The organism is Mitsuaria sp. RG, from assembly GCF_028369275.1.
Lineage (GTDB): Bacteria > Pseudomonadota > Gammaproteobacteria > Pseudomonadales > Pseudomonadaceae > Aquipseudomonas > Aquipseudomonas peradeniyensis.
In genome coordinates this window covers 303,559-309,757 of record NZ_JAQMYQ010000001.1, presented here as the reverse complement: position 1 = coordinate 309,757, position 6,199 = coordinate 303,559, and the positions used below count along the sequence as shown (strand labels likewise).

5 protein-coding genes are annotated in these 6,199 nt (G+C 64.0%); 2 read left to right on the top strand and 3 right to left on the bottom strand.

Features of this window, described 5'->3' with window-relative positions; all coding sequences use genetic code 11:
- Nucleotides 1–573 precede the first annotated feature (573 nt).
- Nucleotides 574–1,773 (bottom strand): tyrosine--tRNA ligase, encoded by a 1,200-nt coding sequence (tyrS, locus tag POF53_RS01445; protein ID WP_498966037.1) that lies wholly within the window; start codon nucleotides 1,771–1,773, stop codon nucleotides 574–576.
- A gap of 263 nt (nucleotides 1,774–2,036) precedes the next feature.
- Between tyrS and POF53_RS01440 the strand changes: the two genes are divergently transcribed.
- On the top strand, nucleotides 2,037–3,401 hold the full coding sequence (locus tag POF53_RS01440; protein WP_498966035.1) for a peptidoglycan DD-metalloendopeptidase family protein: 1,365 nt from the start codon (nucleotides 2,037–2,039) through the stop codon (nucleotides 3,399–3,401).
- Between the two features lies 1 nt (nucleotide 3,402).
- A complete protein-coding gene (locus tag POF53_RS01435) occupies nucleotides 3,403–4,494 on the top strand; it encodes an anhydro-N-acetylmuramic acid kinase (RefSeq protein ID WP_498966033.1) in 1,092 nt (363 codons plus the stop codon).
- 57 nt (nucleotides 4,495–4,551) lie between these two features.
- Here POF53_RS01435 and erpA read toward each other — a convergent pair whose 3' ends face one another.
- Both erpA and argC read right to left on the bottom strand, forming a co-directional pair.
- On the bottom strand, nucleotides 4,552–4,902 hold the full coding sequence (gene erpA / locus POF53_RS01430) for an iron-sulfur cluster insertion protein ErpA (protein ID WP_050703544.1): 351 nt from the start codon (nucleotides 4,900–4,902) through the stop codon (nucleotides 4,552–4,554).
- Nucleotides 4,903–5,047: 145 nt separating this feature from the next.
- On the bottom strand, nucleotides 5,048–6,082 hold the full coding sequence (gene argC / locus POF53_RS01425) for an N-acetyl-gamma-glutamyl-phosphate reductase (RefSeq protein WP_186731668.1): 1,035 nt from the start codon (nucleotides 6,080–6,082) through the stop codon (nucleotides 5,048–5,050).
- Nucleotides 6,083–6,199: the final 117 nt, after the last annotated feature.

Sequence of the window (6,199 nt, the reverse complement as noted above, 5' to 3'; positions counted from 1 at the left end):
GAGGGCGTCAACCGTTAATTTCATCAAATTGAAATATCGGGGGAAAAGACCGCGTCAGGGCTGCCAGGTGCTCGCCGAAAGCCTTGCAGCGCCTATCAGATCGAGCACCGCCCGCGCGGCGCATCGCGGCACAAGGCCGCTCCTACATCTGTTTCGGGCCAATTATGCCTGTGAAAGTATCGGCGCCTGCCTTGGTGCATGCCTCAAGTCGTGCGCAGCGGCAGTGGTGACCACGCTGGAAACGCGTCGTACCAACAAGGCGGACCAGGTAATGGCCCAGGAGCGATTGGCCCGAAACAAATGTGGGAGCGGGCTTGCCCCGCGATGCGCCGCGCGGGCGGCGCTCGATCTCATAGGCGCCATAGAACCCTCGGTGAACACTTCTGGAACACAACACAATCCCACGGCGAACACCTCTGGAACACAACGCAACCCCAAGGCAAACACCTCGCACACACCCCAACCCCAAGACAGGCACCCTCCAGCCCCGACACCTATATAAGCAACCCCCAAAAACAAAAGCGGGGAGACCTACCGGCCTCCCCGCTTCTATATAGCTACACCACCAGGCGATCACTCCGCCTTGAGGCTGACCCGGGCAAACGCCTTCTTGCCCGCCTGGCACACATGGGTCGCACCAACCACAAACATGAAGTCACGGTAGACCACCACACCATCCACCTTGACCGCACCGGCGCCGAGCAGATCTCGCGCCTGCGCCGAGTTCTTCACCAGGCCAGCCCGGTTCAACACAGCAGCGATCGGCAGATCTTCAGCAGCGGCCACTTCGATCTCCGGCAGATCCTCCGGCAACTCGCCTTCCTTCATGCGGTTGCCCGCGGCACGGTGCGCATTGGCCGCAGCCTCTTCACCATGGAAGCGAGCCACGATCTCCTCGGCCAGCTTGATCTTGATGTCGCGCGGGTTGACGCCGCTCTCGACATCCGCCCGGAACTGATCGATCTCTTCCATCGAACGGAAGCTCAGCAGCTCGAAGTAACGCCACATCAAGGTGTCGGGAATCGACACAAGCTTGCTGTACATCACCCCAGGCGCTTCCTGGATACCGACATAATTGCCCAACGACTTGGACATCTTCTTCACGCCATCCAGCCCTTCGAGCAGCGGCATGGTGACGATGTTCTGCGCCTCTTGACCGTAGGCGCGCTGCAACTCGCGCCCCATCAGCAGGTTGAACTTCTGGTCGGTGCCGCCCAGCTCGACATCGGCCTTCAAGGCGACGGAGTCGTAACCCTGCACCAGCGGATAGAGGAACTCATGGATCGCGATCGGCTGGTTGGTGGTGTAGCGCTTGTCGAAGTCGTCGCGCTCGAGCATGCGCGCCACGGTGTACTGCGAGGCCAGGCGAATGAAATCGGCAGGCGTGAGCTTGTCCATCCAGGTGGAGTTGAACGCCACCTCGGTCTTCGCCGGGTCGAGGATCTTGAACACCTGCTGCTTGTAGGTCTCGGCGTTGTCCAGCACCTGCTCGCGGGTCAGCGGTGGGCGGGTGGCGCTCTTGCCGCTCGGGTCGCCGATCATGCCGGTGAAGTCGCCGATCAGGAAGATGACCTGATGCCCCAGCTCCTGGAACTGGCGCAGCTTGTTGATCAGCACCGTGTGCCCCAGATGCAGGTCGGGCGCGGTTGGATCGAAGCCCGCCTTGATGCGCAGCGGTTGGCCACGCTTGAGCTTCTCCACCAGTTCCGATTCGACCAGTACCTCTTCCGCACCGCGCTTGATAAGCGCCAGCTGCTCTTCAACCGACTTCATAGACAGACCCGCAACGCTAGGATTCAAGGGGAGCCAACCATACAAGATCGGCCATCAAATACAAGTTTCGCAAAGGATTGTGACCCGAACGGCGCACCGCAACGTCTACGCGCCCTTGCGTGAGAATGGATTTGGTTATATTTTATACAGTTATTTCATCTTCATCATGTCATTCATCTTTTCCATTTCACCTTTTCAAAGTCACCTTATCTATGACCAACGAAACGCCTAAAGCGCCCCCGCTTTATCCGAAAAGCCATCTGTTGGCCGCAAGCGGCATTGCCGCCCTCCTCAGCCTGGCCTTGCTGGTCTTCCCTTCCAGCGAAGTGGAAGCCAAGAAAACCACCCTCAGCCTGGAGCTCGAAAGCCCGGCAGAACAGCTCAAGGACGAGTCCCGCAGCGCCCCCCTGGTAGAGGCCGGGCAAAGCAGCGACTCGCCATTCGCCCAGATCGACGGCGCCGAGCCCGAGACCGCCAAGGCGGAACCGGCGCCGGCCCCCGCCGCCAAGCCGGAAGAGAAGGCCCCAGGCCACCGTGAAGTAGTGGTCAGCCGCGGCGATACGCTTTCCACCCTGTTCAACAAGGTCGGCCTGCCGGCCAACGCCGTCCATGACGTCCTGGCGAGCAACAAGCAGGCCAAGCAGTTCAGCCAGCTCAAGCACGGCCAGGTGCTGCAGTTCGAACTGGACAAGGACGGCCAGCTGACCAGCCTGCACAGCAAGGTCAGCAACCTCGAGACCATCCGCCTGAACAGGACCGACAAGGGCTTCGCCTTCGAACGCGAGGTCAGCAAGCCGGTGGTCCGTACCGCCTACGCCCATGGCGTGATCAAGAGCTCGCTGTCCGCCTCCGCCCAGCGCGCCGGCCTGTCCCACAGCATGACCATGGACATGGCGCGGATCCTCGGCTACGACATCGACTTCGCCCAGGACATCCGCCCTGGCGACGAATTCGACGTGGTCTACGAGCAGAAGATGATGGACGGCAAGGTGGTCGGCACCGGCAACATCCTGTCCGCCCGCTTCACCAACCGCGGCAAGACCTACACCGCCGTGCGCTACACCAACAAGCAGGGCAACACCAACTACTACACCGCCGACGGCAACAGCCTGCGCAAGGCGTTCATCCGCACCCCGGTGGACTTCGCCCGCATCAGCTCGCGCTTCTCGGCCGGGCGCAAGCACCCGATCCTCAACAAGATCCGTGCGCACAAGGGCGTCGACTACGCCGCGCCACGCGGCACGCCGATCAAGGCCGCCGGCGACGGTCGCATCGAGCTGGCTGGCCGCCGCGGCGGCTACGGCAACACCGTGATCATCGCCCATGGCAATTCGTACAAGACGCTCTACGGCCATATGCAGGGCTTCGCCAAGGGCATCAAGACCGGTTCCAGCGTCAAGCAGGGGCAGATCATCGGCTATATCGGCACCACCGGTTTGTCGACCGGCCCGCACCTGCACTACGAGTTCCAGGTCAACGGCGTGCACGTCGACCCGCTGAGCCAGAAGGTGCCGATGGCCGACCCGATCGCCAAGGCCGAGCGCCAGCGTTTCAACCAGCAGAGCCAGCCCCTGATCGCCCGCATGGATCAGGAAAAGGCCACCCTGCTCGCCGCCAACAAGCGCTGACATGGCGCTCTACCTGGGGGTGATGTCCGGCACCAGCCTCGACGGCCTGGACATCGCCCTGATCGAGCAAGACGAGCAGCTACGGCTGCTCGCCACCCATTACATCCCCATGCCCGTCGACCTGCGCCAGGACCTGCTCGGCCTCTGCGCCAGCGGCCCCGACGAGATCGCCCGTGCGGCCCTGGCGGAAAACCGCTGGGCCACCCTGGCAGCACAGGGCATCAATCACCTGCTGACCACCCAGGGCCTGGCGCCCGACGCCATCCGCGCCATCGGCAGCCACGGCCAGACGGTTCGCCATGAGCCGGCCCGTGGCTTTACCGTGCAGATCGGCAACCCGGCCCTGCTGGCCGAGCTCACCGGTATTTGCGTAGTAGGCGATTTTCGCCGCCGCGACGTGGCAGCTGGCGGCCAGGGTGCGCCCTTGGTACCGGCATTCCACGAATCGTTGTTCGGTCACCTCGGCCAGCGCCTGGCAATCCTCAACGTCGGGGGCTTCAGCAACCTGAGCCTGATCGAGCGCGACCAACCGGTACACGGCTTCGACTGCGGCCCGGGTAACGTGCTGCTGGACGCATGGATCGAACGCAAGCGGGGCCAGGCCTTCGATGCCAATGGCGCCTGGGCGACCAGCGGCAGCGTCCGCCAGGACCTGCTGAACGCTTTGCTGAGCGACCCGTTCTTCGCCGGCAACGGCCCGAAGAGCACCGGCCGCGAGGTATTCAACCTGCCCTGGCTGGACGCGCATCTGGGGCGCCTGCCGGCGTACCGTGACGAAGATGTCCAGGCCACCCTGCTGGAACTGACGGCGAGCAGCATCATCGACTCGCTGCGCCAGGCCCAGGACGGCACCGAGGCCTTGCTGGTCTGTGGTGGAGGTGCGCGCAACGGCGCATTAATGGCGCGCCTGGCGGCCCTGCTGCCGAGCGCCAAGGTCGCCAGCACCGCGGCACATGGCGTGGACCCCGACTGGGTTGAGGCCATGGCCTTCGCCTGGCTGGCCCATTGCTGCCTGGAGGGCATCCCGGCCAACCGCCCCAGCGTGACCGCCGCCCGCGGCCTGCGCATCCTCGGCGCGATCTACCCCGCCTGACCCCCCAGAATGCAAAACGCCGCGCAATTGCGCGGCGTTTTCACAGCGGGGCGCGGATCAGATCGAGAACGACGAACCGCAACCGCAGGTAGTGGTGGCGTTCGGGTTCTTGATCACGAAGCGCGAACCTTCCAGGCCTTCCTGGTAGTCGACTTCGGCGCCCGCCAGGTACTGGTAGCTCATCGGGTCGACGACCAGCGCAACACCTTCGCGCTCGACGATGGTGTCGTCGTCGGCCACGTCTTCATCAAAGGTGAAACCATACTGGAAGCCCGAGCAGCCGCCGCCGGTCACGAACACACGCAGCTTCAGCCGCTCGTTGCCCTCTTCGCTGACCAGGGTTTTCACCTTGTGCGCAGCCCCGGGAGTGAACTCCAAAGCCGTGGGGGTGAAGGTTTCGACGCTCATGTTGATTCTCCCGGCGCAGTGCCGCCATAAAACTCGATGGCGGGTATTATCCGCTTGTCCGAGAAAATCGGTCAAGAATTGTGCGGCTTTAGTCGCCCCCATGAAAAAGGCCCGCACGAGGCGGGCCTTGGCAACGACGGCCGGCTTACGGCAGCAGCCCGGCGTGGGACAAGCCCATGCGCTCGTCGAGACCGAACAGGATGTTGAGGTTCTGCACCGCCTGGCCCGACGCGCCCTTGACCAGGTTGTCGATCACCGACAGCACCACCACCAGGTCACCGCCCTGAGGCCGGTGCACGGCGATGCGGCAGACGTTGGCACCGCGCACGCTGCGGGTTTCCGGGTGGCTGCCGGCCGGCATGACGTCGACGAACGGTTCGTTGGCGTAGCGTTTCTCGAACAACGCCTGCAGGTCGACCGAGGTATCGGCGACCGTCGCGTACAGGGTGGCATGGATGCCACGGATCATCGGGGTCAGGTGCGGCACGAAAGTCAGGCCGATGTCCTTGCCCGCCGCCTGGCGCAGGCCCTGGCTGATCTCCGGCAGGTGACGGTGGCCCTTGACCGCGTAGGCCTTCATGCTTTCACCGGCCTCGCAGAACAGCGAACCTACCGCAGCGCCGCGGCCGGCACCGCTGACGCCCGACTTGCAGTCGGCGATCAGTCGCGACGGGTCGGCCAGGCCGGCTTCCAGCAGTGGCAGCAAGCCCAGCTGGGTGGCGGTCGGGTAGCAACCCGGCACGGCAATCAGGCGCGCCTGGCGGATCTTCTCGCGGTTCACCTCGGGCAAGCCGTAGACGGCGTCCTTGAGCAGCTCGGGCGCACCATGGGGCTGGCCGTACCACTTGCCCCATTCGGCGGCGTCCTGCAGGCGGAAGTCGGCGGACAGGTCGATGACCTTGGTGCCGGCCGCCAGCAGCTCACCCGCCAGGGCGTGGGCAACGCCGTGGGGCGTGGCGAAGAACACCACGTCGCAGGCCGCCAGGGTCTTGCTGTCCGGCACGCTGAACGCCAGGCCATCGTAATGGCCGCGCAGGTTCGGGTACATGTCGGCAACCGCCACGCCCGCTTCGGAGCGCGAAGTGATGACCGCCACTTCGGCCTGTGGGTGCTGCGCCAACAGACGCAGCAGTTCGACACCGGTGTAACCCGTGCCGCCGACGATACCGACCTTGATCATGACGCTTGCCCCTTATCAACGAGACCACTGGAAAACGCACGATAATAGGGGCCAAGGGCGCCTGTAACAACTCTTGGGATGACCCTTCGGGCCCTTGGCCTCTACTATCTGACGACC

Excerpts from the sequence above, each read along its gene's own strand:
- POF53_RS01435 (WP_498966033.1), top strand. The coding sequence starts at position 3,403 with ATGGCGCTCTACCTGGGGGTGATGTCCGGCACCAGCCTCGACGGCCTG.
- erpA (WP_050703544.1), bottom strand. The coding sequence starts at position 4,902 with ATGAGCGTCGAAACCTTCACCCCCACGGCTTTGGAGTTCACTCCCGGG.
- tyrS (WP_498966037.1), bottom strand. The coding sequence starts at position 1,773 with ATGAAGTCGGTTGAAGAGCAGCTGGCGCTTATCAAGCGCGGTGCGGAA.
- argC (WP_186731668.1), bottom strand. The coding sequence starts at position 6,082 with ATGATCAAGGTCGGTATCGTCGGCGGCACGGGTTACACCGGTGTCGAA.